25 protein-coding genes and 1 rRNA gene are annotated in these 25,902 nt (G+C 64.2%); 4 read left to right on the top strand and 22 right to left on the bottom strand.

Annotated elements, in window-relative coordinates; all coding sequences use genetic code 11:
- The 15 genes from F8D48_RS09800 to F8D48_RS09730 form a co-directional block, all read right to left on the bottom strand.
- Positions 1–657: chloride channel protein (locus tag F8D48_RS09800; RefSeq protein WP_205717376.1), on the bottom strand; the 657-nt coding region annotated here is incomplete at its 3' end.
- A gap of 65 nt (positions 658–722) precedes the next feature.
- On the bottom strand, positions 723–1,526 hold the full coding sequence (gene fdhD / locus F8D48_RS09795; RefSeq protein WP_205717375.1) for a formate dehydrogenase accessory sulfurtransferase FdhD: 804 nt from the start codon (positions 1,524–1,526) through the stop codon (positions 723–725).
- A gap of 47 nt (positions 1,527–1,573) precedes the next feature.
- Positions 1,574–2,404 carry a formate/nitrite transporter family protein gene (locus tag F8D48_RS09790; RefSeq protein WP_205717374.1) on the bottom strand — a complete coding sequence of 277 codons (831 nt, stop codon included), beginning with the start codon at positions 2,402–2,404 and terminating at the stop codon, positions 1,574–1,576.
- 16 nt (positions 2,405–2,420) lie between these two features.
- Entirely contained in the window at positions 2,421–2,933 is a 513-nt protein-coding gene (locus F8D48_RS09785) for a hydrogenase 3 maturation endopeptidase HyCI (RefSeq protein ID WP_240806305.1), read from the bottom strand.
- On the bottom strand, positions 2,930–3,508 hold the full coding sequence (locus F8D48_RS09780; protein WP_135971317.1) for a formate hydrogenlyase maturation HycH family protein: 579 nt from the start codon (positions 3,506–3,508) through the stop codon (positions 2,930–2,932). The genes F8D48_RS09785 and F8D48_RS09780 overlap by 4 nt, the downstream gene beginning before the upstream one ends.
- Positions 3,505–4,287 (bottom strand): NADH-quinone oxidoreductase subunit B family protein, encoded by a 783-nt coding sequence (locus F8D48_RS09775; protein WP_135971318.1) that lies wholly within the window; start codon positions 4,285–4,287, stop codon positions 3,505–3,507. Before F8D48_RS09775 ends, F8D48_RS09780 begins: the two co-directional genes overlap by 4 nt.
- Positions 4,284–4,817: a formate hydrogenlyase complex iron-sulfur subunit gene (locus tag F8D48_RS09770; RefSeq protein WP_151431654.1), complete on the bottom strand. Its 534-nt coding sequence runs from the start codon at positions 4,815–4,817 to the stop codon at positions 4,284–4,286. Before F8D48_RS09770 ends, F8D48_RS09775 begins: the two co-directional genes overlap by 4 nt.
- A 3-nt stretch (positions 4,818–4,820) precedes the next feature.
- Positions 4,821–6,557 carry a hydrogenase large subunit gene (locus F8D48_RS09765; RefSeq protein WP_151431652.1) on the bottom strand — a complete coding sequence of 579 codons (1,737 nt, stop codon included), beginning with the start codon at positions 6,555–6,557 and terminating at the stop codon, positions 4,821–4,823.
- A complete protein-coding gene (locus F8D48_RS09760; RefSeq protein WP_151431650.1) occupies positions 6,557–8,134 on the bottom strand; it encodes a hydrogenase 4 subunit F in 1,578 nt (525 codons plus the stop codon). Before F8D48_RS09760 ends, F8D48_RS09765 begins: the two co-directional genes overlap by 1 nt.
- Positions 8,135–8,137: 3 nt before the next feature.
- Positions 8,138–8,800: a hydrogenase 4 membrane subunit gene (gene hyfE / locus F8D48_RS09755; RefSeq protein ID WP_235715547.1), complete on the bottom strand. Its 663-nt coding sequence runs from the start codon at positions 8,798–8,800 to the stop codon at positions 8,138–8,140.
- Positions 8,801–8,806: 6 nt separating this feature from the next.
- Complete coding sequence (locus F8D48_RS09750) at positions 8,807–9,733, bottom strand: respiratory chain complex I subunit 1 family protein (RefSeq protein ID WP_016310468.1); 927 nt, start codon at positions 9,731–9,733, stop codon at positions 8,807–8,809.
- A 9-nt stretch (positions 9,734–9,742) separates the two neighbouring features.
- Positions 9,743–11,830 carry a hydrogenase 4 subunit B gene (gene hyfB, locus F8D48_RS09745; protein ID WP_151431648.1) on the bottom strand — a complete coding sequence of 696 codons (2,088 nt, stop codon included), beginning with the start codon at positions 11,828–11,830 and terminating at the stop codon, positions 9,743–9,745.
- Positions 11,831–12,424, bottom strand: a complete 594-nt coding sequence (locus tag F8D48_RS09740; RefSeq protein WP_135971654.1) for a 4Fe-4S dicluster domain-containing protein — start codon at positions 12,422–12,424, stop codon at positions 11,831–11,833.
- A gap of 39 nt (positions 12,425–12,463) precedes the next feature.
- The gene (gene fdhF, locus F8D48_RS09735) at positions 12,464–14,650 is read right to left on the bottom strand and encodes a formate dehydrogenase subunit alpha (protein WP_028027492.1); all 2,187 of its coding nucleotides are present in this window, start codon (positions 14,648–14,650) and stop codon (positions 12,464–12,466) included.
- A 17-nt stretch (positions 14,651–14,667) separates the two neighbouring features.
- On the bottom strand, positions 14,668–15,216 hold the full coding sequence (locus F8D48_RS09730; RefSeq protein ID WP_016310464.1) for a 4Fe-4S dicluster domain-containing protein: 549 nt from the start codon (positions 15,214–15,216) through the stop codon (positions 14,668–14,670).
- 408 nt (positions 15,217–15,624) lie between these two features.
- Between F8D48_RS09730 and F8D48_RS11700 the strand changes: the two genes are divergently transcribed.
- Positions 15,625–16,296: a type II toxin-antitoxin system RelB/DinJ family antitoxin gene (locus F8D48_RS11700; RefSeq protein ID WP_170272796.1), complete on the top strand. Its 672-nt coding sequence runs from the start codon at positions 15,625–15,627 to the stop codon at positions 16,294–16,296.
- A 62-nt stretch (positions 16,297–16,358) separates the two neighbouring features.
- On the opposite strand, the gene aspS is transcribed toward F8D48_RS11700, so the two are convergent.
- Positions 16,359–18,140: an aspartate--tRNA ligase gene (gene aspS / locus F8D48_RS09720; protein ID WP_151431645.1), complete on the bottom strand. Its 1,782-nt coding sequence runs from the start codon at positions 18,138–18,140 to the stop codon at positions 16,359–16,361.
- 280 nt (positions 18,141–18,420) lie between these two features.
- Between aspS and F8D48_RS09715 the strand changes: the two genes are divergently transcribed.
- Positions 18,421–19,425, top strand: coding sequence for a virulence RhuM family protein/type II toxin-antitoxin system death-on-curing family toxin (locus F8D48_RS09715; RefSeq protein ID WP_151431643.1), 1,005 nt, complete (start codon positions 18,421–18,423; stop codon positions 19,423–19,425).
- Between the two features lie 144 nt (positions 19,426–19,569).
- Here the strand turns inward: F8D48_RS09715 and F8D48_RS09710 are convergent, their stop codons facing one another.
- Entirely contained in the window at positions 19,570–19,941 is a 372-nt protein-coding gene (locus tag F8D48_RS09710) for a DUF1648 domain-containing protein (protein WP_151431641.1), read from the bottom strand.
- Positions 19,938–20,429, bottom strand: coding sequence for a helix-turn-helix domain-containing protein (locus F8D48_RS09705; RefSeq protein ID WP_151431639.1), 492 nt, complete (start codon positions 20,427–20,429; stop codon positions 19,938–19,940). The genes F8D48_RS09710 and F8D48_RS09705 overlap by 4 nt, the downstream gene beginning before the upstream one ends.
- Positions 20,430–20,562: 133 nt before the next feature.
- On the opposite strand from F8D48_RS09705, the gene F8D48_RS09700 reads away from it, so the two are divergent.
- Positions 20,563–20,811: a hypothetical protein gene (locus F8D48_RS09700; protein ID WP_151431637.1), complete on the top strand. Its 249-nt coding sequence runs from the start codon at positions 20,563–20,565 to the stop codon at positions 20,809–20,811.
- 20 nt (positions 20,812–20,831) lie between these two features.
- Positions 20,832–21,320: a hypothetical protein gene (locus tag F8D48_RS09695; protein ID WP_151431634.1), complete on the top strand. Its 489-nt coding sequence runs from the start codon at positions 20,832–20,834 to the stop codon at positions 21,318–21,320.
- 1 nt (position 21,321) lies between these two features.
- Here F8D48_RS09695 and F8D48_RS09690 read toward each other — a convergent pair whose 3' ends face one another.
- From F8D48_RS09690 to rrf, 4 genes are all read right to left on the bottom strand, one after another.
- Positions 21,322–21,855: a hypothetical protein gene (locus F8D48_RS09690; RefSeq protein ID WP_205717373.1), complete on the bottom strand. Its 534-nt coding sequence runs from the start codon at positions 21,853–21,855 to the stop codon at positions 21,322–21,324.
- A gap of 240 nt (positions 21,856–22,095) precedes the next feature.
- Positions 22,096–24,753 carry an aconitate hydratase AcnA gene (gene acnA, locus F8D48_RS09685; protein ID WP_151431632.1) on the bottom strand — a complete coding sequence of 886 codons (2,658 nt, stop codon included), beginning with the start codon at positions 24,751–24,753 and terminating at the stop codon, positions 22,096–22,098.
- An 81-nt stretch (positions 24,754–24,834) separates the two neighbouring features.
- Positions 24,835–25,437, bottom strand: a complete 603-nt coding sequence (locus F8D48_RS09680) for a HEAT repeat domain-containing protein (protein ID WP_201757806.1) — start codon at positions 25,435–25,437, stop codon at positions 24,835–24,837.
- A gap of 359 nt (positions 25,438–25,796) precedes the next feature.
- Positions 25,797–25,902 (bottom strand): 5S ribosomal RNA (gene rrf / locus F8D48_RS09675); the annotation flags it as partial.

Raw genomic sequence — 25,902 nt, 5'->3', positions numbered from 1 at the left:
CGCCAGGGCCGCCCCTCCCGCCACCCCGAGCGCCGCAGCATCCAGGGCAAGAGGAGCTGCGACCAGGAACCGAACCCCTGCCGCCTCCGTCACGCCCCAGGCCACCAGCGCCGTTACAACCGGCGCGAAGACATCCGCAGCAGACTGGGGGCGCCTTCGCAGCGCCTCGAAGCTGAAGACCGCCCCAGCCAGCGGAGCGTCCAGCATGGCCCCCAGCGCCGCCGCCAGGGCCGCCGGCGGCAGCAAGCGGGAAAGGCGCCCGGGAAGAAACCTCCGGAAGGGCTCGCTTGCGGCCGCTCCCATTTGAAGAGCGGCCGCCTCCTTGCCCACCGAGCCGCCGCAAAGAACCGTCAGGGACGTGCCAACGATAATGGCCGGGGCAAGCGGCGCGGGGACGGGGCGTCCGTCGCGCACTGCCTCCATGACCTGAGCCGTGCTCCACGAGAAATCGAGCCGCAGCGCCCGATAGGCGCCAAAGGCGGCAAACCCTGCCACAGGAAGCAGCCACCCGAGCCATCCGCAGGTTCCGAAAACGGCGGCGGCCCCGTCCACAGCAAAATCGAGCGCCACCGTAAGTGCGCCGACGACGACCCCCAGCGCGGCGAGGGAAATCACGAGCAGCGCGCCCTCCCCCGCGCTCTGCCGTGTCATTGCCATCTCCCGTCTCCCCTCGCCCGCGCAGCGCACGGAAAGCACGTCGTCGCAGCGACCGCGGCGACTTCTCAGCGCCGCGTCGGATCGTTGTACACGATGGCCCCGTCGGGCCGGGCCTGGCAGATGAGGGTCAGATCGAACTCCCGGGCCAGGCGAATGGTCTCGTCGGTGGGAACCGCCTTGGTGGCCAGCAGCGGAACCCCGGCGTGAATGGCCTTCATGACCATGTCCACGGGCAATCGCCCGCTAGAGAAGATGAGGGCGTCGCGCAGATCGATCCCCTGCCGCAAGGCCAGGCCCACCACCTTGTCGAAGGCGTTATGGCGCCCCAAGTCCTCGCAGCAGGCCACCACAGTACCCCCCAGCACCAGATAGCAGCTGTGGGTGCCGGTCGTGCGCCGATGCAGGGGCGTATCCTCGGCGAAGGCCCGGGCCGCGGCGAGCACCCATTCAGCCTCCCAGGGAATGGGCGTCACCTTGGCCGGGGGCGCGTCGCTTGTGAAATAGCGGTTGTAGGTGCGGTTGCCGGTGCAGCAAGAGGGAACCGTCTCCACTCCGCGGCGGGAGAAGTCGGCCCGGTTGCAGCCGAGCAGCACCGAGGCGCGGGTCCCCTGCTCGCAGAGATACACTTCCTCGATCTCGGCGACACCCCCCACAATGCCCTCGGTGAATAGCCGCCCCACCACGAGATCGACCAGATGATCGGGGGTGCACACCATCCGCAAGGTGGGCACGGTGTTCACGAGCACCTCCATAGCGTGCTCGGCGAGCACCGGCCGGCGCACCGGCTCGAAGGATCCGTCGGGACGCAGCAGCGCACCGTCGCAGACCTCCACGGCCTCGCCCTCTCGATATCGGTCGACCACTCTCACGATCCTCTTCCCTTCACCCGTTCCCGGCAGCGTGCGTCGCAGCCTCTTTAAGCCTGCTTCTTATGGTAGATGAACCAGTAGGCCAGGCCCACCACCAGGCCGCCAACGATATTGCCGAGGGTAGCGAGAACCAGGTTGTAGGCCACGCCCCCCGCGGTGATGGCCCCTGCGGCCCCGATACCGGCCACCGTGTTCAGCAGCAGTCCCATGGGCAAGAAGAACATGTTCGCCACGCAGTGCTCGAAGCCGCAGGCCACAAAGGCGGATATGGGCAGCAGGATGCCGAGCACCTTGTCGGCCGTGGTCTTCGAGGAGAAGCCGATCCACACGGCCAGGCACACGAGAATGTTGCAGAGCACCGCCTTGAAGAACAAGGTCACCGGCTCAAGGGCCACCTTGCCGGCAGCCACCGAGACGAAGGCCTCGCCCACAGCGCCCCCGTTCATGGCCTGCAAATTCGACAAGTAGATGATAGCCAGCGCCGCCAGGGAGCCGGCCAGGTTGCCGAGCCACACGATACCCCAGTTGCGCAGCAGGCCGGCAAAGCTGATCTTCTTCGACGCCTTGGCGCAGGCCATGAGCACATTGCCTGTGAACAGCTCGGCCCCGCAGCAGAGCACCAGGCACAGGCCCAGGCAGAAGCACAAGCCGCCTACCAGGCGCTGCACCCCGAAGGCCATGGTGGTATCGCCCAGAAACGTGCAGAAGTACATGCCGCCAAAGCCGATGAAGGCGCCGGCCAGCATGGCGGACACGAAGCACTTAGCACCGCCCATGGAGGCCTTGGTCACGCCGACGGCCTCGGCCTTGGCCTCGGTGGCGGCCGGCGCCAGCGCATCGGGGCTGATGGACAGCAGATCCTCTTTTACGATTGACATGGATATTCCTCCCCTATCATAACGTTACAAACGGGTATTGCTCGAAATTGCCGCCCTCGACAAGGGCGGCGTACACCGACTCCACGGCCGCCAGCACGCGCGGGTGCACGGGATCGAAGAACTTGGTACCCCCAGGCTGGATGCCGAGGAAGGTCACCTCCTCGCACATCTGCTCCAGCTCTCCCAGCAGGTAGGTGATGGGCAGCGTGTGGGTGGTGATGAGCGACTGCACCGCCACGTCCTCGGCACGCAGGCGCCGGACGGCCCCCGGCTCAAGCCCCATGGCCGCCGCGTCCACCAGGAGCAGACGCTGCGGGGCAAGGCGGCGCAGATAGCCCAAATCGTTCTCGGGCGTCTGGCCCCCGTCTACCGCCAGCCAGCCGGCCACGGGGTCGTCCTCCAGGCGCTTGGCCAGAAGCGGGCCGGCGGCGTCGTCGCCACGCAGGACGCTGCCCACGCAGAAGACGACGTTGCCGCCCCGCGCCCCGGCCTCGCTCGCGGCCAGGATGTCCTCGGCGCTCGCGCTCACGACACCCTCCTTCCCATGGCGTACACGGCCGGCTCGCACTGCACCTCGTCCAGCAGGAACAGAAACTCCTCCAGCCACGACGGCACATCCGCGGCAACCACCAGGCCCGCGGCAGCCGTCCCCGGCTCGGGTACCGTACCGCAGCCTTCCAGGGCCGCCAGCACCGCCGGTTTCAGCAGGGGGACGTGCTCCTTCTTCAGCTCGATCTCGCCGAAGCGCTCGATGCCCCTCAGCTTGTCGGCCGCCTCGCCGGCACCGAGGGCCGCCAGCACGTCTGAGAAGACGACCCTGGACGTGGCCAGACGCGGCTCGAGGCAGTCGATGACCCCGGTATGGTGCCCGATGGCCAGGGTGTAGTAGAGCACCGAACGCACGTCCTCGGGAATAGAGCGCTCATGATCCACGAACTTCTTCCCCAGCCGGTAGAACACCACGTCCCGGGCCGTGCGCCCATCGGTGGTGTGGGCCGCCGCCGGGCGCACGGCCCGTCCGCGCTCTGCTCCCGTTCCCCCGTCCGCACCGGGCGCCCTCCCCGCACCCGGCGCAGACGGCCGTTGGCGCACCGTCACGCTCATTCCTGCACGACCTTACTCAGCAGAAGCGCCTTCAAATCCATGAACACGGCCTTCTTTCGCGTATCGGTCTCGCGCTCGACGAGTCTGTCGGCGGCGGCCAGAGCGTCGGTTTTGTCCTTGGCGAGCGCCATCATGAACTCGTCCACGATCTGCTTGCCGTAGTAGTAGCCGCTCATGCGCCGCGCCTCGCGCTCGAAGGCGGTGCGCACCTTGTAGGGTATCGCCGGGAAGGCCACGGGCGCCTGCTCGCCAGCCGGGGCCACATGGCGGCTTTCATGCAGCTTCTGGTCGAGCAGCCCCAAGGCGCAGGCAAAGCCGTAGATAGTGGCCGGCGGCGAGGGCGGGCAGCCCGGAATGTACACGTCCACGGGAAGAATGGGGTCGGTGCCTCCCCACACGCAGTAGTTGTCGTGGAAGATGCCGCCGGTGCAGCCGCAGGCCCCGTAGGAGATGACGATCTTCGGATCGGGCGCCGCCTGATAGGCGCGCAGCGCCGGCTCGCGCATGGCCCGGGTCATGGCGCCAGTGTACAGCAGCACATCGGCGTGACGCGGCGAGGGCACCACCTTGATGCCGAAGCGCTCGGCATCGAAGGCGGCGGTGATGGTGGCGAAGATCTCGATCTCGCAGCCGTTGCAGCCGCCGCAGTCCACGCGGTACACGTACACCGACCGCTTGATGGACTGAAGCAGCTTCTCCTTGGCCTTAGCCACCGACGCGTCCAGGGCCACCGGGTCCGGCCTCCACTGGAGAGACGCGGGGAAATCGTTCTCGATCATCGGGCACCTCCTTCGGTGCGAGCCTGGGCCTGGAAGGCGCGGGCATCCTCGCGGCGACGGCAGGCCAGGCACTCGTCCAGCTTCCCCACATCGGCAGCGGCGGGACCTCCCACGCTCTTCAGAACCCGGCGCGCATAGTCGACCTCCTTGGCGGCAGCGTAGGGCTTACCGCACACCGCGCAGCGCGCCACCTCGTAGGCGCAGGACTCGGACAGATCGGCCTTGTTCAGCACCGCCAGCTCGAAGTCGGTCGTCAACTCGATGGCGAACAAGGGGCACACCTCCTGGCAGCGCCCGCAAAAGATGCAGCGGCCGTAGCTGATATCCCAGGTCACATAGGACTGATCATCGTTCAAGTCCATGGTGATGGCGTTGGCCGGGCAGGCAATGGCGCAGGCTCCGCAGGCAATGCACAGCTTCTCGTTGTGCTCCGGCTTGCCGCGGAATCCCGCGGGCATATCCAACGGCTCGAAGGGATAGCCTGTCGTGGCGTCGCCGGCCTTGCGGATTTCCTTGAACAGCTTCAACATCGCCTACACCCCCGTTCCCGAGAGCGGCGAGTGGGTGCGGCGACGGCAGTAGCCCTCCAGCTGGTCTTTGGTGAGCACCGTCTCCGTCTTCTTCTTAACATCCACCACCGTCACGCGATCGGTGCAGGAATAGCACGGGTCCATGGAGCCCACGATGATGGCCGCGTCGGCCACGGTGTTGCCGCGGAACATGTAGCGCAAGATGGGCCAGTTGGAGTACGTGGCCGCCTTGGCCCTCCACCGGTAGCACTTCTGGTTGTCGCCCACTTGGGCCCAGTGCATGTCCTCGCCGCGCGGCGCCTCGGTGTAGCCCAGGGCGAACTTGTGCGGCGTGTACCGCCAGTCCTCGGTGAGCACCGGGCCCGCCGGAGCTCCGTCCAGCAGCTGCTCGATCATGGTCAGCGAGTCCATGAACTCCTCCACGCGCACCAAGGTCCGGCTCTGCACATCGCAGCCGTCGTGGCTGCGGGCCTTCATGCCGCTCAAGTACTTGTAGCCGTCGAAGGGGTGATCGAAGCGCACGTCGCGGGCAATGCCGCTGCCGCGCACGCAGGGGCCCACGGGGCTGTAGTCGCGGGCCACCGCCGGGTCGAGCCGGCCCACCCCGGCGGTGCGCGACTCGAAGTTCGCCGTGGACACGAGCATGTCTACCAGCGCCTCCACCTCGTTGCGAATCTCGCGCACGTACTTGATGGTGGCCACCTTCTGCGCGTCCAGAATGTCGCGACGGACCCCGCCGATGAGGTTCAGGCCGTAGGTCTTACGGGCGCCGGTCAGCAGCACCGCCAAGTCCATGGTCTTCTCGCGCACGCGGAAGAAGTGTTGGAAGCCGGTGTCGAAACCGCAATAGTGGCACACGAGCCCCAGATTCAGCAGATGGGAGTGCAAACGCTCCACTTCCAGCAGGATGGCGCGGATGTACTGGGCGCGCACGGGCACCTCGATGCCCTGGGCGTGTTCCACGGCCTCGGCATAGGCCACGGAGTGGGCATTGCCGCAGATACCGCAGATGCGGTCGGCCAAGAACGTGACCGCGTCGTAGTTCAGGCGGCTCTCGGCCACCTTCTCCATGCCGCGGTGGACGTAGAACAGGCGGTAGTCGGCGTCGATGATCTCCTCGCCCTCCACAAACAGGCGGAAGTGCCCCGGCTCGTCGGAGGTGATGTGCAGCGGGCCCATGGGCACCTCGGTGACCTCCTCGGCCCGACCCTCGTAGAGGAACGAGTAGTTCTCCACGTCGGTGACGGGAGCCGGCCGCTTGCGGTAGTCCATGGAATCCTTGCGCAGCGGATACAGGTCGGCCGGCCAGTCGTCGGGCAGCACCAGCCGCCGCTCGTCGGGCAGCCCCTGGGCGCGCAGGCCGAACAGGTCGAAGGCCTCGCGCTCGCTCCATACGCAGGCGGGCACCCGCGGAGTCACGCTCGGGTACTCCATGGACTGGGGGTCCACCTCGGCCCGCACCGTCACGAAGCCCGGGTCGCCCTCCTCCATGGACAGCAGGTAGTACAGGGCGTAGTTGCCGTTGATGGGCCGCTCGTCGTTGGCCACCATGTTCGGCAGCCAGCCGCCGCGACCGTAGTACAGAAACTCCACCACATCGGGCAGCATGTCCTTGGGCACCGTGACGGTCACCTGGTCTTCGGCCTGCCACGCGGCATCGAGCACCGCTCCGGGGAACGTGTCGCGCACGGCCTGCACGTGGGTTTCCCCCACCCGCAAGGGCGCCTTCTTCTTGACCATTACTCGGACACCTCCTCTTCAACCTCGTCTCCAGCCAGGGCCGCCAGGGCCCCCTCAAACAGATTCTCGCTCGCCGGGTACTCGTCCTCGTAACTCATGACGATGGCCCCGGCGCGCTCGATGGAGCTGAACAGAGGGCCGGGCAGGGCCACGCCGAGCAGCACCACCAAAGCCAAGAGCACGCATTCGGGCACCAGGGCCAGGGCCGGCACGTCCTTGCGGGCCATCCCCTCGGGCGCACGCCCCAAGGCCGATCCGGTGATCATGGTCACAAGCGCCATGATGACCACCACCAGAGCCACCAGCACGAGCGCCACGAGCCAGAGGGCATCGGCGGCAATGCCGGCCAAGATCATGGCCATCTCGCTCACGAACATGGCGAAGGGCGGGAAGCCCGCCAAGGCGAGGCAACCGGCCACGAACAGCACGCCGGTCACAGGGGCCACGGCCAGAATGCCCTTGATCTTCTCCAGATCGCGGGTGTGGTACTTCATCATCACGTTGCCGGCCACGCAGAACATGAGCGCCTTGGTCAGGCCGTGGGCGATGCAGTGCACCAGGCCCGCGATAATGCCCAGAGGACCGCCGATGCCGAAGCACACGGCGATGAGGCCCACGTTCTCGCACGAGCTGTAGGCCAGCTTGCGCTTGATATCGCGCTGCCGGTACACCTCGAAGGCCGCGTAGCCCACCGAGAGCACGCCCAGAATCACCATGACCAGCTGGGGGAAGCCCGCCCCCACGTTGGCCGCGGCTAGAATGTAGAACCGCAGCACGATGAGCAGCGCGCACTTCAGCAGCACGCCGGACAGCAGGGCCGACACGGGGCTCGGCGCCTCGGAATGGGCGTCGGGCAGCCAGGTGTGCATGGGAAACAGGCCCGCCTTGGTGCCGAAGCCGATGGCGGCGAACACGAAGGCGATCATCGTGAGCGAGTGGTCGAGCGCGGGAGCCATGGGCAGGATGGACGTCCAGAACACCGCCTGATGCGCGTCGGCCATCACGTCGGCGGCGTTCGCGTACACGAGCAGCGTGCCGAACAGGCCGAAGGCCACGCCGGCCGTGCAGACGATGATGTACTTCCACGCTGCCTCCAGGGCGAGCTTGGTGCGGTACACCCCCACGAGGAACACCGTGGACAAGGTGGTGGCCTCCACCGACACCCACATCATGATGATGTTGTTGGAGGTGACGGCCAGAATCATCGAGAACACGAACAGGCTGAAGAACACGTAGTACTGTTTCACCTGGGAGGGCCCGAGCTTCCCATCGGCCACATCGTGGGCCACATAGGGCAGCGAGTACAGGCCCGTGGCCGGCGCGATAACGGCAATGAGGCCCAAGAACAGCGCCCCCAGCCCGTCCAGGTGGAACCAGCCGCCCAAGGCGAAAATGTCGCTGCCGGCGAACACCGAGGCCACGAGCCAAAGCCCTGAAACGGCCACGACGGCCAGGGACAGGACGTGAATGGCCTCGAACAGGCCGCGGGGCGTGGCCTTCGCAGGCAGCAGGGCCATCGCCGCGGCCGCAACCACCGGGCAGCCCAGCAGGCAGATGAGCAGAATAGAGTAATCCATGGCTTATCCCTTCAGCTCGCAGAGGTCGTCGGCATCAAGGGTGCGGGCGTAGCGCGCCATGCGCCACACGAGCACGGCCAGAATGATCACCGCGAAAATGGCGTCGGTGGCCACCCCGATCTCCACCAGCTCCGGGGCCTGGGGCGCCAAGAGCGCCAAGGTCACGTGGGAGCCGTTTTCCATCAGGCAGTATCCGAAGATCTGCTTGAAGATGGAGCGCTGGATGACGATGCAGGTGAGCCCGATGAAGAAGTGGGCCAGCGACACCGCCAGCGTAGGGCGCACCTCCGCAGCCGTCGGCAAATCGATCCCGGAGACGGCCACGAAGCACACGAACACCTCCACAGCCACCAGGGCCACCGACTTCATGGGGTTGAGCTTCGGCGGCAGATCCGTCCGCGCGTCATCGCCGATCTTCTTCAGGGTGAACAGCAGGATGGCGGGCACGAGCACCACCTTGGTGGCGAAGGCCGTGGCCGACCAGGTGAACAGCTCCACCGAGCCGGTCACCGCGCCGAGCGACGCGAGCACGGCCACGAGCACGAGCGACTGGAGCGAGTACAGCCAGGCTGCCGCGCGCCCCGTGCGGGCGAGCACCACCAGCATCGAGGTGATGATGAGGCAGGCCCCCAGCACATTGACTAACGGGTATCCGAACATATTCATCACCACCTAAATTCCAATGACGAGGAACACCAGGGACAGAAGCGCGATCCCCGTGACGAACCAGGTATAACGACCGAGCAGCTTGTAGCGCACGCGCATAACGGCGTTCTCGATGATCGAGGCCGCAACCATGACGACGAGCACTTTCGCGCCATAGGCCAGCATTCCCGCGAGCACCGCCGCAGGCGAGGCGTCCACCGCGGCCCCGAAGGGCAGAAACAGCGCCACGAGCAAGCTCGCCACCACCAGCTGCTTCACGGATACGCCCAGCTTCAGCATGGCCAAAGACGGCCCGGAATAGGCGGCCAGGGGGCCTTCCTGGATCTCCTGCTCGGCCTCGGCCAAGTCGAAGGGCAGCTTGCCCATCTCGATGTAGCAGGCCATGGCGAACGCCACGCCGGCCACTACCACGGCCACGAGCGGCTGGGCCTGAAGCGAGCCTGTGGCCGCGGCCATGAGCCCGGTGTTGGTGGAGCCGGCGGCCACGGCCATGACGAACAGCACCAGCACGAGCGCAGGCTCCACGAGCACGCCTACCAGCAGCTCCCGTACACCGCCGATGGCCGTGTATGAGCCGGCAGAGTCGATGGAGGCCAGGGCGAACATGAAGCGCGGCAGGGCCATCAGGTACAGGATGGTGATGATATCGCCCAGGATGGGCACCGGGCAGGCCTGCATGAACAGGGGCAGACCCGCGGCAATGAGCACGAAGCTGCCGAGGAACACCGGCGGCATGGCCCGGGACACAAGCCCGCTGCCGCCCTCGCGCACCTCGCACCGGCGCCAGAGCTTGGCCAGATCGCGGTAGTCCTGGAAGATGTCGGTACCCGTGCGGGAGTGCATCTTGGCGCGAATCTTGCGCGTGATGCCGCTCACGAGCGGAGCGGCGGCCACCAAGAGGACAGCCTGGAGTATCGCAACAATGACAGACATGGCATCCTCCTATCGGACCAGAATGATGAGCGCCAGGAAGAACACCAGGGCGCCGACGATGTACACGATATAGGTGCGGAAATCGCCGCTCTCCATGCGGCTGAACCAGGCGCCGAGATCGCTGACGATGGACAGCACCGAGTGCGAGAGCGCCGGGGCGCGGTGCGGAGCCGCGGCGATGCCCACCGTGCGATCGCGGTCGAAGCGGGACAGCACCGGCTCGGGGGCCTTGGAGGCGGACGGAGCCGTCTTTTCGAGCCCCAGGGCACGACTGAGCAGACGAGCCACGGCGGCACCGGCACGGTTCACGGTGAAGCGGATGGCAAACAGCGGCCCCATGAAGTTCTTCACGTTGGCGCCCACCGTGGAGGCCAGCGTCTCCATGGTCAGATCCGCCTGGTAGCCGCAGGCCCAGGTCTGCGGATCGTCCTTCATGCCGGCGGCGCGGTTCGCGCTGTTGCGCACCAGGGCGCACGCGGCGATGACAAGAGCCATGAGCACCGCCAGCACCAGCGGCGAGACGACCGATGCCGTATCCAGCGACACAAGCGTCGCACCCTCCACGGCCGGCACCGGGGGCACCGACAGCATGGCGGCGGCAATGGAATCCACCACCGGCGTCACCAGAGCCGCTCCCAGGCCGAGGAAGACGCAGGCCACCGTGAGCAGCACCATAGCCCCCTTCATGGGAGCGGGCACCTCGCGGGCCTGCTCGGCCGCCTCGGAACGCGGCCGAGCCAAGAACGTGACGCCGAAGGCCTTCACGAAGCAGGTGACGGCCAGAGCACCGGTAATGGCCAGGGCCACCACGGCAAAGGCGAACAGGATGCGCATGAAGATGTCGCCGTCCATGGCCGCGCCGATGAGCCCTTGGTACGTGAACCACTCGGACACGAACCCATTGAGCGGGGGGATGGCCGAGATGGCCAGCGATCCCACAAGAAAGCACAGGGCCGTCACGGGCATCAGGCGCGCCAGACCGCCGAGAACCTCCATGTTGCGCGTGCCCGTCGCATGCAGCACGCTGCCGGCCCCCAGGAACAAAAGCCCCTTGAACATGGCGTGGTTCACCAGGTGGTAGAGACCGGCCAGAAGCCCGATGGCCGCAAGCCACGGAAGATGCGCGGCCCAGCCGTAGATGCCCGTGCCCACACCGAGCAGGATAATGCCGATGTTCTCCACGGAGTGATAGGCCAGCAGGCTCTTCAGATCATGCTCGCCCAGGGCGTACACCACTCCCAGCACGCTCGATACCGCGCCGATGATAATGACGAGCACGCCCCAACCGATCTCGCCTCCGGTCGCGCCCAGCAAATCGAAGCACACCTTGCAGATACCGAAGATGCCGATCTTGATCATGCCGCCGGACATGAGCGCGCTCACATTGGAAGGCGCCGCCGGATGGGCTTGGGGCAGCCACGAATGGAAGGGCACCATGCCCGCCTTGGCGCCAAAGCCGAAGAAAGCCAGCACGAAGGCCACCGTGGCCACACCGGGGGCAAAGGCGCTCGTGCGGAAGGCCTCGAACTCGAGGGACCCGGCGGCCGACGCCATCACGAAGAACGAGATGGCGATCATGAGAAAGCCGATATGGGCCATGATCAAGTACAGAAAGCCCCCGCGCAGCGATTTCTCCGTCTGGTCGATGACAACCAGCACGTAGGAGGTAAGCGACATCAATTCGAAGAACACAAGGAACCAAAATGCGTTGTCGGCCAGAATGACCAGGTTCATGGAAGCAATGAACAGGTTCATGAAAAAGCCGATGATCCCCATGCCCTTCTCGTAATACTCGTCGAAATAGGACAGACCGTAGAGCCATGCCACGAAGGCCAGGGCCGAGATGACCGCGATGAGCAGTCCCGCCAGGGGATTCAGCAGCAGCGTGAAGCTCGCAAACGCCATGGGCCCCGCCCAGCTGGCGTGCACCGCCGGCCCCAGCAGGGCCCCGGCGCCGCCGATGAAGGCGCAGGCCGCCGAGGCCATGCCGCCCACGCAGGCGATGGTCTTAGAGGCGGCAGGGGTCTTCCCCGCCACCAGGGACAGCGCGCCGGCGACGCAGGAGAGCCCGAGGGACACAAAGATAAGTTCCAGCATTTAGGCCTCCTTCAGGTTGGTCGAGCGGCCCATCATGATCTGATTGGCCGTAGCGGCTGCTTTCATTTTGTCCTTGCGAGCGTCACCGAGCGTTGTGGCATCTCGCACAAAGAGCGCGTTGGTCGGGCAGGCCCTCACGCAATGGGGACCCCCTTCGGGGTCGTACGTGGAGCACAAGTCGCACTTCACGGCACAGGTGTAGACGCCGATGCTCCAGGCCAGCAGCGGGGAGGTGCCCCGGGGCTGGCTCGGCGTCTCAAAGGCAATGCCGGCAACGCCTGCCGTGGACGTGCCTGCCGGATGGATGGCGCCGAAGGGGCACACGATCGCGCACAGCTTGCAGCCGATGCACGCCTGCTCGTTCACAACGACGGCCTCGTCGGTGCGCGCGATGGCATCGACGGGGCACACGGCCAAGCAGGGAGCCCCCTCGCACTGATGGCAGGTGACCGCCGCGGTCACCTGCGGGGCGAAGGTCAGGGCGAGGCGGGGCTCCGCCTGCAGCCCGGCCACACGGTGGCCATGGCTGCAGGCGGCGAGACATGTGCCGCATCCTATGCACCTATCCGGCTCTATGGCGATGAAGGTGTTCATCAGAGTCCTTTCGGGTGAAAAAGAGCGGACGGCTGCGGGCTACTCCGCAGACGCCTCGGCGGCCGGCGCCACGTTCTGGGGCGCAGCCTCGGCGGCCAGGCGATCCTTCAGGGCGCTGTAGAGCGCCTGCATGTGGCGCTCGGCCCACACCTGGTCGTCGATGGAGTGCACCTCGCAGGCGGAGTACTTGTCCTCGGGCGTGCCGGACAGAGGATCGGTCACGTGCATGGTCAGATCGTTGCACTTGCCGATCCACCACTGGTAGGTCATGTACACCGCGCCCTTGTTGATGCGCTCGTCCAAACACGCGCGGGTAATCACCTTACCACGGCGCGAGCTGACCCACACCAGATCCTCGTCGCGGATATTGCGCGCCTCGGCGTCGGCAGGGTTGATGTGCACATAGCCCGGCTCGTCGGCCAGCATCGAGAGCACCTTGCAGTTGCCCGTCATCGAGCGGCAGGAGTAGTGGCCCACCTCGCGCACGGTGCATAGCACGAGCGGATAGGCGTCATCGGGAAGCTCGGTGGGCTCCACGAAGTCGTGCGCCATGAGGATGGCCTTCTTATCAGCCGTGTTGAACTGGCCGTTCTTGTACAGCGTCGGGGTGCCGGGGCACTCCAGCGTGGGCACGGGCCACTGGGCATGACCGGTGCCGGCCATCTTCTCGTAGGTGGCGCCGTAGAAGTTGGGGCACAGCTCGCGCACCTCGTTCCAAATCTCCTCGGTATCCTCGTAGTGCATCGGGTAGCCCATGCGCGTCGAAAGCTCCTGGAAGATCTGCCAGTCGTGCTTGCACTCGCCCTTGGGCGGCACTGCGGCCGTGAAGCGCTGGAACGTGCGATCCGAGGCGGAGAACACGCCGTCGTGCTCGCCCCAAGACGTGCCGGGAAACACCACATCGGCCAAAGCCGTCGTCTGGGTCATGAAGATGTCCTGGGAGATGAGCAGATCCAGGTTCTCCAGGGTCTCCTTCATATCGGCGGAATCGGGCTCGGTCTGCAGCGGATCCTCGCCGAAGTTGTAGAAGGCGCGGATCTTGCCCTCCTTCACCCCGTGGGGCAGGTCGGTCAGCTTGAAGCCGGGCTCGGCGGGAAGCGCGCCGGCCGGCAGGCCCCAGGCCTTCTCGAACTTAGCGCGCATCTCGGGGTTCTCCACCTTCTGGTAACCCGGCAGAAGACTCGGCCACATGCCCATGTCGCAGGAGCCCTGCACGTTGTTCTGGCCGCGCACCGGCGCCAGACCGGCGTTGTCGCGACCGATCTGGTTGGCGACGCAGGCGATGGCGGCGATGGTGTGCACCACCTTCACGCCCTGGCGCTGCTGGGTCACGCCCATGCCCCAGCCGATGACGGAGTTGGGGGCCGTAGCGTACATGCGCGCCGCCTTGCGGATGTCGTCGGGATCGCAGCCGCACACCTCGGCCACCGATTCCGGCGTGTAGTTCTTAATGGTCTCCCACCACGCGTCGAAGCCGCTGGTGTGGGCATCGATGAAGGCCTTGTCGTGCATATTCTCAGACACGATGACGTTGGCGAACGCGTTCATGAAGGCGAGGTTGCAGCCGTTCTTGATCTGGATGTACAGATCGGCGATGCGGGCGGTCTCAATGGAGCGCGGATCCACTACGATGATCTTGGCACCCTTCTCCTTGGCCTTCACGATGCGGCGAGCCACAATGGGATGGGAGGCCGAGGGATTGTAGCCGAACAGCATGATGAGGTCGGCGTTCTCCAGGTTGGGAATGGACACCGACATGGCACCGGATCCCACGGTGTCCATAAGCCCGATCACGCTGGGGCCGTGGCAGGTGCGCGCGCAGTTGTCGATGTTGTTCGTGCCGATGCAGGCGCGGGTGAACTTCTGCATGACGAAGTTGGCCTCGTTGCCCGGGCCGCGGGAGGAGCCGGTCAGCATGATAGCGTCCGGGCCGTACTTCTCCTTGATCTCGGTCAGCCGCTGCGCCGTGAAGTCAAGCGCCTCGTCCCAGGTGACGCGCTCCAACTCGCCGCCCTTCTCGCGGCGGATCATCGGGTGCAGGATGCGCGGCGTCAGGATCTTCGTATCGTTGATGAAATCGAAGCCCGACAGGCCCTTCAGGCACAGCTCGCCCTCGTTGGTCACACCGTCGATGCCCTCGGCGCCGATGACCATTCCGTCATCGACCAGCAGGTTGAGCTTGCATCCGGCGCCGCAGTAGGGACATACGGCCATGTGCTTTTCCATAGTTTCACTCCCCCGTTCTAGTTGAGATCCATATTCAGCGGCACGCTGGCAAACGCGCCCGAGGCCACGGCGGCCTTCATGCGCCGGGCCCGCTGACGAGCGGCAAGTTCCTCCTCGTCGACGACCATAAGGCCGCCGGTGGGACAGGCCTCCACGCACGCCGGGCCGCCCTCGCGGTCATAGCACAAATCGCACTTCACCAGGAAAGCCTTGGGCGCCGACTCCACCGTCAGGCCGCCCAGCTTCGCCGCGCCCTCTTGGGAGACCACGTCCACGGCGCCGTAAGGACAGGCCAGCACGCAGCTGCGGCAGCCGATGCAGCGCTCCTGCTTCACCGCCACGCGACCCTCGTCGAAGTACAGCGCCCCTTCCGGGCACGAGGCCACGCACGGCGCATCGGCGCAGTGGTGGCACACGATGGGCGCGGAGATGGTCAGGGTGGTAATCAGGTTCAGACGGGGCTTCGCAACGTCCCCCGGCGCACTGTGCTTCAGCAGACAGCCGGCCATGCACGTCTGGCAGCCGATGCACAGGCCCGGGTCGGCAATGACGAATTTAGAACCCATGAACTCCTCCTCTTTCTCATAGCTCGAAGCATGTATTCCCCCGCTTCGCTCCCGTCTGGCCCCTTCTCGAGAACCGGGGTGCACGAGACCAAGGCATCGGTGGGACGCCTTGCTGAAACGGATTGGAATCTATGGAAAGCGCGCAGGGTTTGCGCATCGGGAAAGTCATCTTTGACCTGTTGGGGACGTTATAACGCGCTCAACGGCTATTGGCAACCCCCTATTTCGCCGCTTCTGATGATCCCGCCTTTCGGCGCGGGAATCCAGGGGCCTTCCGAGTGTGTTACAATTGCACTACATCTTTCCTCGTTTTGCTGGGAAGATGTCGCAGAAACGCGCGCAATACGGCGCATTTTCATCCGCTTTCGATCTCTTTCGCAGGGCGAAAAATTTTTTCGGAGGTGCTCCATGGGCAAGCATGCCACCTTGCAGGTACGCGTCGAGGACACCATGAAGGCAGAGGCCGAACAGCTCTTCGAGGCTCTGGGCCTCTCGCTCTCCGAGGCCGTGCGGCTCTTCATAGCCGAGAGCGTCAACGAAAGGCGGCTCCCCTTCACGCCGCACCTCAGCAAGAGCGAGGGAGCCACGAGCGCCTTCGGCAAGCTGCGTCACTACGGCAATCCGACCCAGTCGAGCGACGAGCGCGCCGCATGGCTGAAGGAGCAGGGCGCATCCGACGCCGAGCGGCCGAAAAGCGCGCCCCGGGGACGTTCCCACGATATCGTCATCGTGGACAAAACCGTCCTGCTGCACTATTTGCTCGACAACGATCCGCGCCGCGCCGCCAAGGCGCGTCGCATTATCGCCGGCGGCGCGGCGCGGGCCTACCCGGAAACCATCGTCGCCTGCGTGGCGGCGCTCGAGAGCGACTACCGCGTGCCGCGCTCGCTCATCGGCACGGTCATGGCGCTTCTGGCCGACGACGTGTCCATGGAAGACGGAGCCGCCGTGCGCCTGGCGGCCCGGCTCTACGGGGCGGGCAAGCTCTCCTTCGCGGAACATCTTCTGGCCGCCCGCAATGTCCTCACCGGGTACCCCGTCGAAACCTTTAGCAAGCCCCTTTCCCGCACCATCATGTAAGAGGACCCGCCCCCTTACGGGAGACGGGTCCTCCGACACGTAGCTTTTTGCGCCGTGCGCCCCTACAGGATGCGCAGGTTCACGTCCTTCAGCTGACGGCCCGTCACCGCGCTCGGCGCGCCGGTCATGGGGTCGCTCGCCGAGGAAGTCTTCGGGAAGGCGATAACGTCGCGGATGGAGTCCTTGCGGGCCAGCAGCATCACCAGCCGGTCCAGACCCAACGCGATGCCGCCATGGGGCGGGGCGCCCAGCTCGAGTGCGCGGATGAGGTGGCCGAACTTCTCGTCGATCTCCTCATCGGAGAGCCCCACGACGCGCAGGATGCGACGCTGCTCCTCGGCGTTGTGGATGCGGATGGTGCCGCCGCCCACCTCGAAGCCGTCCATCACCAGGTCGTAGGAATAGCTGCCGCAGGCCAAAGGATCGCTCTCGATCTTATCCAAGTCCTCCTTCAGCACATGGGTGAAGGGGTGGTGCTCAGCGGCGTACTTCTTCTCGTCCTCGTCGTAGCGGAACATGGGGAAGTTCACCACCCACAGAAGCCCGTGGCCCTCGCGGGGCACGTTCAGGGCGTCGGCCATGTGCAGGCGCAGGGCGGAGAGCACGGCGTTGGCGATCTCAGGCGCGTCGGCCGCGAACAGCAGAAGGTCGCCGGGCTCCACTTCCATCTCGGCCTTCAGGGCCGCCCACTCTTCGTCGGTGAAGAACTTCTTGATGGGGCTCTTCTCCTGGCCGTCGGTGGTAAATGCCACCCAGGCCATGCCCTTGGCGCCGTTGGCCTCGGCGATGGAGGCCATCTTCTCCACCTCGCCGCGGCTCCAGTCACCCGCGCCCTTGGCGTTGATGGCCTTCACCACGCCGCCCGAGGCGGCCACCGACGAGAACACCTTGAAGCCGGTGTCCTTCACAATGTCGGTAATGTCGTGCAGGAGCATGCCGAAGCGCACATCGGGGCGATCGCAGCCGTAGTCGCGCATGGCGTCGGCGTACTGCATCTTCTGCAGGGGGAAGGCCACATCGGTCACGCCGACGGCGGCAAGCGTCTCGGCCATGACCGCTTCCATCATGTCGCACACATCGTCGCCCTCCACGAAGGACATCTCAATGTCCACCTGAGTGAACTCCGGCTGGCGGTCGGCGCGCAGATCCTCGTCGCGGAAGCAGCGGGCAATCTGGTAGTAGCGCTCTACGCCGGCGCACATGAGCATCTGCTTGAACTGCTGGGGGCTCTGGGGCAGGGCGTAGAACTTGCCCGGGTTCGGACGGCTCGGCACGATGTAGTCGCGAGCGCCCTCGGGGGTGGAGTTCGCCAGGATCGGCGTCTCGATCTCCAGAAAACCGCGCTCGTCGAGGGCCCGGCGCATGGCCTGGGTCACCGTGTGGCGCAGCTTCAGGTTGGCGAGCATCTCCGGACGGCGAATGTCCAGGTAGCGCCATTTCATGCGGGTGATCTCGTCAGTCTCGATGCCGTCTTCGATGGAAAACGGCGGCGTCACCGAGGTGTTCAGCACCTCCACGGCGCTGGCCAGCACTTCGATCTCGCCGGTAATCATGTTCGGGTTCACGGCCTCCGGCGCCCGCTCGCGCACGCGGCCGGTCACCTTCAGCACGTACTCGCGGCCCAAGTGCTCGGCTGCATGGAAGTCCTCCGCGCTCACGCAATCCGGGTCGACGACCACCTGCGTGTAGCCCTCGCGGTCGCGCAGATCGATGAAGATGAGCCCGCCGTGGTCGCGGGTATGCCACGCCCAACCGGCCAGCGTCACCTCTTGGTTCACGTCGGTCGCACGCAGCTGCCCGCAGGTGGCGGTGTGCATGCAATATTCGTTGCGGAAGTCTTCCATAGTTACGTCGGTTCTCCTAGGGTCAAAAAATCATGTGCCCGTAATCGTATCGCAAATCCCCCGCCCACGCCAGCTATTCCGCACGTTCTCCGTAGCAAGCACCACCGACGACAAATGTTCCCGGCATCCTCTGACGCTCATTGCGATGATGATATTTTTCTTGCTGCGCAACCCCGCCGTGGGCTACCATGGGCGAGCGCTCATCGTAGCTCATCAGTCGCGCATAGCTTATCTGCCGAGCGTCTTCTATCCGTTTTCTACCAAGGAAGGAGACTCGAGCATGTCTGAAGCAGCTAGCACGTCGAACCTTGTCCTTTTCGAATCCTCCGACGGGGAGGTGAAACTGGATGTGACTGTCGACACTCACGATGAAGAGGTTTGGCTCAACCGATCCCAAATGGCCCTTCTATTCGATCGCGACGTTAAAACCATCGGAAAGCACATTGCAAATGCCCTTAAGGAGGAATTGGCCGATGCCGGGAAACCAGTTGTCGCAAAATTTGCGACAACTGCCGCTGACAACAAGACCTACCAAGTCGAGTACTACAACCTCGATGTCATCATCTCCGTCGGCTACCGGGTCAAGTCGCAGCGCGGCGTAGAATTTCGCCGATGGGCGACTGACGTGCTGCGCCGCTACATCATCGAAGGCCGCGCCGAGAACGAGCGCCGCCTGTGGCAACTTGCGCAGGTGGTTTCCGTGATGGAGCGCCTCTCCGGCGACCTCGCCGCCAACCAAATTCTCGAAATCGTGAAGAGTTATGCGCCCGCGCTCGATCTGCTGGACGACTACGACCACCAGCGCCTCAGCCGGCCCGAAGGTTCGGAGGGCATCTACGTGCTCGACTACGACGAATGCCGCGACCTCATCGACCGTTTGCGTTTCTCGGGAGAGAGCGACATCTTCGGCAAGGAGAAGGATGATTCGTTCCGCAGCAGCATCGCCGCTATCTACCAGTCGTTCGGCGGCCAAGAATTGTATCCGTCCGTCCAGGAGAAAGCCGCGAATCTCCTGTATTTCGTCGTAAAGAACCACTCGTTTCACGATGGCAACAAGCGCATCGCGGCAAGTCTCTTCCTCTACTTCCTCGACCGTAACGGGCTGCTTTACGAGGATGGTCGCAAGACCGTGGGAGATGACTCGCTCGTAGCCACCACCATCATGATCGCAGAGTCGCGCCCCGACGAAAAAGAGGCCATGGTTTCCCTCGTGATGAACTTCCTCGCCTGGGGCCGAGCAGGGAAACCACTCGACCGCGCCCAGCACCCCACCCGAAGTCAATAACATGCCCGGCGGCAGCTCCAACCCCATAAAGAGAGCCGCCCTCATGCAAAGCGGCACCCTTATGCGCCTAAGGGTGCCGTATCTCATGCCCGAGGTGCCCGCTTTGACTTGGGGTATCGTTTAGGAGAGATGGCCGCCGATGGCCTACATGGTTGCTTTAGCAGCGATTACCCACCAAATAAGAATTACGACCATAACGATCACTAGCACCATAGCCGCCCCGCACAAGAAGGGTCGCGCAGCCTTACGGCTCACGCCGTGGACAAGCCCCATGTCGTACAGCTTGTCGCTGTAGCGGTAGCTTATTCCCATCAAGGCATTCGCACCACACATGATCAGACTAGCGGGAAGCATCGACCACGGCGAGCCCCAGCTGTCTGCCTGGCCGGAAAACCCCCAATGCAAAGGCACCTCGGCCTCAAGAGGAAATTGAGCAATAGCGATAAGGCACGCAAAAGCAGGGGCGGTAATAATGAAAAGCCAAAACATCAGAGAGAGAAGCACCTTGCGCTTCATTTCTTGCCGGCCTTAATCGCTTTATCAGCCCACATCTCCAGCGTCTTGACCGTAGACGTTATCTTATCCAGCTCTTGGCGTATGCTTTCGAACTCCTCCAACTCGTCCTCGGTGACATCCCCGTCGGCGGCGATCTCTATGAGCCTGTCCTTCATCTGGCCCGTATTGTTCAGCGAGGCTATCATCCGCAAAACGATCATCGGCAGTTCTGACTGCTCGGGCTGCTCGATATAAGGAACTTCCCCGTCCTTCCCGATTGGACACTGCATCGCGCAGTAGTAGTTGCACAAAGAAGGCTCGTCGTAGACCTCAGCCAAGACGAGCACCTCGTCAGGCCGTATTGCAGAGCGATTCTTCTCTATCCGCTCAAGCCTGTTCTCGTCAACACACTTCAGCTCAAGGGCTGCTTTAGCCCTTGTCCAGCGCAATTTCTCGCACCTTATCTGCTCGTATAGACTTGAGTATTCCTTTTTCATCTTCTCGGCCATCGCGAAAACCCTTCGTACTTTTCGCGAAATCTGAGGAAAAACGACTCTCGGATTCGCGAATCTTGCATGTGTCCATTTTCTCTAAAGACATCAGAATATTAAACATCGAAGCACCCGAACGAAGGAGATAACCATGGGACTGAGATTAACCAAGGCCGTACGGCAGCAGCTGCTGGACGACAACGACGGGTTTACAACCTCGACCTACTACGAGGGAAGGAACTTCCGGGAGCAGCGCGACTACAGCATCGAGGACGGCGAACTCCACATCAGAGCGCGCGGGGAAACCTCGTGGGCGGACAGCCACTTCGACGACGAATGGGTCGCTGACGAGGAGGAGACTCACCGTTTCCTTTACAGGCACAAGAACGAGCTGATTTAAGAATTGGGGAGGATCCAACAATGAAGAGCACAATCAGCACCGAGCAGTATGTAAGCGACAATCTCGACCTGGGCGGAGACTTCCGAAAGATTAAAAAAACTAGGCTGCTCAACCTCGTTTCAGACCTGAGAAACATGCCCTCAGAAACAGCGCGGCTCGTTACTGAGCAATTCCCGGCAGCAGCAGGCAACGCGGCCGCCTCTGTCAAGAGCCTGTTCGACAAGATCCCAGCATTCCTTGAGGATGAATCAAAGACGCACGAATCGATGATGAACATGCTTTCCGAGGACGACGAGCGGTGCTGGGAAAGGATTAATGATCCCTCTGTCAGCGATGAGGAGCGAAAAAGGTGCTACCAGAGACTGGCGGAGAACAAGAACCACGCACATACCGAATGCTCCGACAAGCGCAAGTTCAAGATCGGCCTCTATGACCGCTCCGGAGCGATTCTTCTTGCCGCGATTGGAATTCCGCTAACTGTTCTCGGAGTCAACCACATGAAAAAGTAACTTATATGTCAAGGGACGGGTCCATTGGTGTCAAGGGAGCCGTCCCTTGACACCCTTCTCCGCCCCTCCCATCCAAGAAGAGAAGCGTCTCACATATGTCCTTTTGCACCAGCGGGCGCATGCTGTCGGGGTACTTCGAAACGTCTGCGTTCCGCAATGCGTCGGCGATGCACAGCGCAAGAGCCGGCTTCGCCTCAGCCAGTTGCCTAAGGGACTTCACGCACTGACGAGCCGTAATGGGCTTCTCGTCAGTGGCATGCTGCAGATACTCGTCGATTATCCCATCGATTCTGCCCGCTGCATCCCATCTCGCATTGCAGGCAATGAGCGTCAGCCCGCGCGTCCTAACATAGGAATTGGAGTCACGCATCATGTTGATGAATGAATCGAGGTGCGCATACACCACGATGCTCCGCCCGCTAGCTTCGACAAGCTCTTTCAGAGCGCAATAAGCCACTTTGTTGTCAGGAGAACGAAGCCGGGAAACCCATTCTCTTACATTCGCATTCAGCTCTTCGGACATCGCCTCGATCATCCCTTCTTTGACGGACAGGAGGGGGGCGCACCCTGGCATTGTCGTCCGAGCCTACCGAAGGGAACCGTCCCCTCGACGCGCTTCAAGTAGTGAAGCGATCTCTCGACGATTTCTGCGTGCAGCAGACACGACGGCTTTTGACTTCTTCTTCAGCCGAGTGGGCAGGCTAAAGGCTGCCCCTGCGAATAGCCGCAGCGGGCGGAAGGAGAGAAGCCCCCTTCCGCCCCCGATGCAAAGTGGCTAGTCGATCAGTTCCCGCAGGACGTACTGGAGGATGCCGCCGTTCTCGTAGTAGCGGCCCTCGGTGGGGGTGTCGATGCGCACCGTGGCATCGAAGGTCACCGCGCTGCCGTCGGCGCGCTCGGCCGTCACCTGCACCACCGCCGGGGCCGGCAGGCCCGCCGAGAAGTCGATGGGAGCCACGGTGATAGTCTCGGAACCGTCAAGCCCCAGCTCATCGGCATTCTGGCCCTCGGCGAACTGCAGCGGCAGGATGCCCATGCCGATGAGGTTCGACCGATGGATGCGCTCGAAGCTCTCGGCGATGGCCACACGCACGCCCAGCAGCATGGGGCCCTTGGCCGCCCAGTCGCGGGACGAGCCCGAGCCGTACATCTTGCCCGCCAGCACCGCCGCCGGGGCGCCTGCCGCGCGGTAATGCTCAGCCGCATAGTACAAAGGTGCGATCTCGCCCGTGGTGAAGTCGCAGGTCCAGCCGCCCTTGCGGCCGTCGGCCAACTTGTTCGTCAGCTTCACATTGGCGAACGTGCCGCGCATCATCACCTCGTGGTTGCCGCGACGGCTGCCGTAGGTGTTGAAGTCGGCCGGAGCCACGCCATGGGCCTCCAAGTACTCGGCCGCGGGCATATCCAGCGCGATAGCACCGGCCGGGGAGATGTGGTCGGTGGTGATGAAGTCGCCGAAGTTCCCGAGCACCCGAGCACCCTCGATGGGGGCCTGGCCCTCCACTGCTCGGCCCATGCCGTCGAAGTACGGGGGCCGGCGCACGTAGGTAGATGCCTCGTCCCAGGCGAAGGTGTCGCTCGGCTCGGCGCCCAGGGCCTGCCAGGCGGCATCGCCCTCGAACATGCCGGCAGCACCCTGCTCGTACAAGTCGGCGGTCACGTACTGGCTCACCAGCGCGGCCACTTCGGCCTCGTCGGGCACGATATCGGCGAAGTACACCGGATTCCCGGCGCTATCCACGCCAAGAGCATCCTTCTCCAGATCAATATCCATGGTGCCGGCAATGGCGTAGGCAATCACATTGGCCGGCTGCATGAGATAGTTCTGCGACACATCCGGCGAAATGCGACCCTCGAAGTTGCGGTTGCCGGAAAGCACGCTCGCCAGCTCGATATCGTCGGCGATGGCGTGCATGGCCTCCGACAGAGGGCCAGAGTTGCCGATGCAGCTCATGCAACCGAAGCCGCAGGTGAAAAATCCCAGCTGGCGCAGGGGCTCGGTCAGCCCCGCGCGCTCCAACAGCAGCTCGGTGGCGCGGCTGCCCGGAGCCAAAATAGTCTTCACCCAGGGCGCGGGCGCAAGCCCGCGCTCGGCGGCATTGCGGGCCATGAGCCCCGTGGCGATCATCATAGCCTGGTCGGTAGCCGTCGTGCAGCTCGTTACTGCGGCGATGGCAATGGCCCCGTGGGTCAGTTCGTGGTCGACGCCGCCAATTTCCACGTGCGCCGTCACATCGTCCAGGCCGCGCTCGGCGCAGATAGCGCGGAAGCGCTCGCCAGCCTGGGCCAGGGCAATGCGGTCGTGAGGTCGTGACGGACCGGCAATGGAGGGCTGCACGCTGCCCAGATCCAACTCGATCACGTCGCTGTACACACGCGGCTCGGCACTCGGATCGTTCCAGTAGCCCTGGGCCTTGGCGTAAGCCTCCACAAGGGCCACCTGATCCTCACTGCGGCCGGTCAGGCGCAGGTAGTCGAGCGTTTTCTCGTCCACGGGGAACAGGGTGCAGGTGCTGCCGTACTCCGGGGTCATGTTCGAGATGCAGGCGCGCTGGGTGGCAGAAAGTCCGCTCACGCTGGGGCCGAAGCACTCCACGAAGCAGCCCACCACGCCGCGCTCGCGCAGCATGCTCGCGAACGTCAGCGACACGTCCATGGCCGACACGCCTGCCGCCAGCTCGCCGGTCAGCTTCACGCCGATCACGCGGGGCACCAGGGTCGTAATGGGCTGGCCGAGGGCCGCGGCCTCGGCCTCGATACCGCCCACGCCCCAGCCGAGCACACCGATGCCATTGGCCGTAGGCGTATGAGAGTCGGTGCCCACCAGAGTATCGAAGTACACCACCGGCGCGCCGTCGGCACCCGTAAGCCCTGAAGGCGACTCCATGACCACGCTTGCGAACTTCTCGATGTTCAGCTGGTGGCAGATACCCTGCCCCGGCGGCACGATGCGCACGTTCTCGAAGGACTCCTGGGCCCACTTCAAGAAGTCGTAGCGCTCGCTGTTTCGCGCGAACTCCAACTTCATGTTCTCGTCCATGCATCCGGCGCAGCCGGCCTCATCGGCGATGACCGAGTGGTCGATGACCAGATCGCACGGCACCTGGGGGTTGATCTTCTTCGGATCGCCCCCCAGCTCAGCGCAGGCCTCGCGCATCACGGCGAAGTCAACGAACACCGGCACGCCCGTGAAGTCCTGGAACAGCACGCGCGCCGGCGAGAACTCCACCTCGTCGCCCGTATGGCCCGCAAGGCCGGCCTCAGTCACCCGGGCTGCCATGGCCGCGGCCTCGTCGGGCGTGCGGCCACAGCGCAGCACATTCTCCAACAGCACCGTCAGCGAGAACGGCAGCCGATCCGCACCTTCGATGGTCGACACGGGATAATAGGTGTAGGCGGCATCGCCCACCTTCAAAGTAGATGCAAAGCCCATAGTGCACTCCTCCTGCAATCTATGCTCGGTCATACGTTGGAAAAGAGAGAATCGCGCCCGCTCTCCATGCGGGCGCGATTCCTACGATACGTTCTCGACGATCTGGCTCGCCCGCTTCTTCAGCATACCACGACCGTTGGTCGCATCGAAGCGCATACGATCGCCCAGAGCCTTCTTCACCTCGGGCGCCAACTTTCCCTGAGAGAAATCGATGACAGCCAGCAACATGTCCTGGAATTCCAGATCGCCGTGCCAGCACTGAATGCCCTCATCAATGAGGGACCATACTTTCTCCGAGCGCTTCTCGGTCGTCGCGCCGAGGGCGCACAGAAAGCGCATGGCGGCCAAGCGCAACGGGCCGCTACCCTCATCGAAGAGCGCCGTCTCCGCACCGGGAATAGCCTTCTCGCAAACGCGAGCGTCAAGGGGAATGATCCGCGTGAGAGTCTCAAGGCACTCCCAACGCGTTTGCGCCTCTGGACGCTCAAGGGCATCCACCAATGCAGCCCCATGGCCAACGAGCAGCTCGGGATCCTCCCGCGCCACGCCGGCGATAATGCGCGCCGCCTGCTGACGGCCGCGACGACTTCCGTCGGAAAGCGCGTCAACCAACGCCTCAAGAACCGCCGGCTGTTTCGCCGCATCTTCAATGCGCTTCTTATCTTCAGGGCTCTCTGAACTCACGGGAACGCCACCTCTCTCGATACCAACAGCCTCGTTCGCAATGAGACAAGGCTCTGTGGGTATTATACGCACGCGCCTCTTGCAGTCGAGAGAGGCCGACCCCATTTCACGGCCGATGGCGACGAGAAAGACAGCCCTAAACAACAAAAGACGCCCGGGCGGGCGTCTATGATGACGGCATCTCCCCATGGCCGGAGACCCCGTCGATCCCGCCCCTCTGAGGAGCGGGCCGCGCGGAGACGAGGCCCAGAAAGCAAAAGGCACCCCGCAGGGTGCCGAAGACGGCATCGGCCCCGTTCGCCGGGGCGTCAGCGCCGGCGCAGGGCCGGGCCCGGGGGGCGATGGGAAAGCGCCCCCTGCGAGCGGAACGACCTGTCCTCCCGCGGCCTCGCGCCGCAGTACTTTCGGCGAGGTGGGGCTTAACTGCCGAGTTCGGAATGGGATCGGGTGATCCCCCACTCCATG

It is taken from the genome of Adlercreutzia muris (genome assembly GCF_008831045.1).
Classification (GTDB): Bacteria; Actinomycetota; Coriobacteriia; order Coriobacteriales; family Eggerthellaceae; genus Adlercreutzia; species Adlercreutzia muris.
Note: the sequence above shows the minus strand (reverse complement) of the source record. Positions and strands in the feature narration are given on the sequence as shown.

What these genes read in the sequence shown, in the direction of transcription:
- F8D48_RS09790 (WP_205717374.1), bottom strand. Translation starts at nt 2,404, where the DNA reads ATGTCAATCGTAAAAGAGGATCTGCTGTCCATCAGCCCCGATGCGCTG.
- F8D48_RS09780 (WP_135971317.1), bottom strand. Translation starts at nt 3,508, where the DNA reads ATGAGCGTGACGGTGCGCCAACGGCCGTCTGCGCCGGGTGCGGGGAGG.
- F8D48_RS09775 (WP_135971318.1), bottom strand. Translation starts at nt 4,287, where the DNA reads ATGATCGAGAACGATTTCCCCGCGTCTCTCCAGTGGAGGCCGGACCCG.
- F8D48_RS09770 (WP_151431654.1), bottom strand. Translation starts at nt 4,817, where the DNA reads ATGTTGAAGCTGTTCAAGGAAATCCGCAAGGCCGGCGACGCCACGACA.
- F8D48_RS09765 (WP_151431652.1), bottom strand. Translation starts at nt 6,557, where the DNA reads ATGGTCAAGAAGAAGGCGCCCTTGCGGGTGGGGGAAACCCACGTGCAG.
- F8D48_RS09760 (WP_151431650.1), bottom strand. Translation starts at nt 8,134, where the DNA reads ATGGATTACTCTATTCTGCTCATCTGCCTGCTGGGCTGCCCGGTGGTT.
- hyfE (WP_235715547.1), bottom strand. Translation starts at nt 8,800, where the DNA reads ATGAATATGTTCGGATACCCGTTAGTCAATGTGCTGGGGGCCTGCCTC.
- F8D48_RS09750 (WP_016310468.1), bottom strand. Translation starts at nt 9,733, where the DNA reads ATGTCTGTCATTGTTGCGATACTCCAGGCTGTCCTCTTGGTGGCCGCC.
- hyfB (WP_151431648.1), bottom strand. Translation starts at nt 11,830, where the DNA reads ATGCTGGAACTTATCTTTGTGTCCCTCGGGCTCTCCTGCGTCGCCGGC.
- F8D48_RS09740 (WP_135971654.1), bottom strand. Translation starts at nt 12,424, where the DNA reads ATGAACACCTTCATCGCCATAGAGCCGGATAGGTGCATAGGATGCGGC.
- fdhF (WP_028027492.1), bottom strand. Translation starts at nt 14,650, where the DNA reads ATGGAAAAGCACATGGCCGTATGTCCCTACTGCGGCGCCGGATGCAAG.
- F8D48_RS09730 (WP_016310464.1), bottom strand. Translation starts at nt 15,216, where the DNA reads ATGGGTTCTAAATTCGTCATTGCCGACCCGGGCCTGTGCATCGGCTGC.
- F8D48_RS11700 (WP_170272796.1), top strand. Translation starts at nt 15,625, where the DNA reads ATGGGCAAGCATGCCACCTTGCAGGTACGCGTCGAGGACACCATGAAG.
- aspS (WP_151431645.1), bottom strand. Translation starts at nt 18,140, where the DNA reads ATGGAAGACTTCCGCAACGAATATTGCATGCACACCGCCACCTGCGGG.
- F8D48_RS09715 (WP_151431643.1), top strand. Translation starts at nt 18,421, where the DNA reads ATGTCTGAAGCAGCTAGCACGTCGAACCTTGTCCTTTTCGAATCCTCC.
- F8D48_RS09710 (WP_151431641.1), bottom strand. Translation starts at nt 19,941, where the DNA reads ATGAAGCGCAAGGTGCTTCTCTCTCTGATGTTTTGGCTTTTCATTATT.
- F8D48_RS09705 (WP_151431639.1), bottom strand. Translation starts at nt 20,429, where the DNA reads ATGGCCGAGAAGATGAAAAAGGAATACTCAAGTCTATACGAGCAGATA.
- F8D48_RS09700 (WP_151431637.1), top strand. Translation starts at nt 20,563, where the DNA reads ATGGGACTGAGATTAACCAAGGCCGTACGGCAGCAGCTGCTGGACGAC.
- F8D48_RS09695 (WP_151431634.1), top strand. Translation starts at nt 20,832, where the DNA reads ATGAAGAGCACAATCAGCACCGAGCAGTATGTAAGCGACAATCTCGAC.
- F8D48_RS09690 (WP_205717373.1), bottom strand. Translation starts at nt 21,855, where the DNA reads ATGATCGAGGCGATGTCCGAAGAGCTGAATGCGAATGTAAGAGAATGG.
- acnA (WP_151431632.1), bottom strand. Translation starts at nt 24,753, where the DNA reads ATGGGCTTTGCATCTACTTTGAAGGTGGGCGATGCCGCCTACACCTAT.